The sequence below is a fragment of the Succinivibrio dextrinosolvens genome (genome assembly GCF_900116345.1).
In the GTDB taxonomy this organism is placed as follows: Bacteria; Pseudomonadota; Gammaproteobacteria; order Enterobacterales; family Succinivibrionaceae; genus Succinivibrio; species Succinivibrio dextrinosolvens_B.
Genome location: NZ_FPAH01000086.1, coordinates 1 through 1610, shown reverse-complemented (window position 1 = coordinate 1610; position 1610 = coordinate 1). Strand labels below are relative to the sequence as shown.

Sequence of the window (1610 nt, the reverse complement as noted above, 5' to 3'; positions counted from 1 at the left end):
CGGACGCAATTTCCAGACTCTAGGTACTTCAAAATAAGCTTGTATTCCTAGGTTCATCATAGCTTTGATTGAAGTTGTAATCAACAGACATTTAATCGGAGCTATCTTTCGTATGAAACCTAAGCTTAGTGATTATGAACTTGCAACCATTGCTTACCATCGTGACACGCTTGGAGTAAATCCTGTTGCTGTTGATGTGGCAAGCAGAGTTATGCAGGTCTGTTATTTTGACAGCGATAAGAAGCTACTCAAAAACTTTCAGCTTACCCGCAGTAAATTCTTTGAATTTGTGGACAAGGCAACGGAGCCTATGCTTTTCGGAATTGAAGCCTGTGGTTCTTGCAACTACCTAAGCAGATATTTTGAAAGCAAGGGGCATAAATGCAAAATACTTCCTGCATCAAAAGTTAAGGCATTCTTAAAACTTGATAAGAACGATAAGATTGATGCTTCAGGAATATTCAAGGCAATGCTGTCTTCTGTTGAAAGTATTCCTCCCAAGAGTCTTGATAATCAGCTGATTATGAATCTGTTTACCATTCGTGACCAGCTTATCAAACAGTATACTCAGTGTCTTAATGCATCACACGGTATTCTATATGAGCATGGTTTTGTGGTGGGAAAAGCCTGTATTGCATCAAATTCAAAAATCATTCAGGGATTTTCTGATGCAGAGGAATCCTTTGAAGCAGGCTCAAAGGAGGCTTCACATTTTTCAGTCATCAAAACTGCTGTATTCAATATCCTCGATAACCTTAAGGAGCAGATTGAAACAATCAATAAGTACTTATTAAAGTATGGAAGCTCGAATAAAACCTGTCTTAATCTTGCAACTATTCCAGGTGTAGGAATACAGACAGCAGTGGCATTGAATGCGGCTATGGGTGATCCTGAAAGATTCCATGGTGCCAGAGAGTTTGCTGCTTATGTCGGGGTAGCGCCAATAATTACCGGCACTGGAGGAAAAACAACAGTTCTGGGAATTCGTAAGTCAGGCATACGTTCTCTTAAGAAGAGCCTTTATATGGGTGCTATGGTCTATCTATCCAATGCCATGAAAAACGGTTCTGAATCGTCATGGATTAAGGACAGGCTTAAAACCAAGAGAAAGAAAGTCATTATCTGTGCCATTATGAATCGCCTTGCCAGAATCGCTTATGCGGTGGCAAAGAACGGAGAAGTATTTGATGAGACAAAATGTAATCTGATTAAGAATCTGAGGTAACTCAGTACTGTTTAATATCCATCATAAGTGAATGTGCCTAAGGCTTCCTGCGTCCGTGGACTTGATGCACCATGAATTTTGTTCAGACTGCATTCTGAAGGCTATTGTATAGGTCGAGCGCAAAACTTTTTTTAACTAGCTCTCTGAATTGATCAACTGTAGTCTTCATAATGCAGTCTGAGCTGAACCTTAGGTTCATTGACTGTGGTTTTAAATCGGAGATAGAGAGGTCTTTTGGTTTTCTGTTAGCTCTAGATTATCTTTGGCGAATTGGCACCTATTTCCGATTTAAAACTGCAGTTGGGAATTCATTTCAGATTTCTATTAAGATGTAATCCGCAGAGAGATTAACCGCGTATATAGATCTGGTCACATTTGAATGGAA

Annotated in this window: 1 protein-coding gene; it reads left to right on the top strand. The window is 39.6% G+C overall.

Annotated features, from left to right (window positions below; all coding sequences use genetic code 11):
- The first annotated feature begins 112 nt into the window (after positions 1-112).
- Positions 113-1225 (top strand): IS110 family RNA-guided transposase, encoded by a 1113-nt coding sequence (locus tag BM308_RS13100; protein ID WP_143098634.1) that lies wholly within the window; start codon positions 113-115, stop codon positions 1223-1225.
- Positions 1226-1610 lie beyond the last annotated feature (385 nt).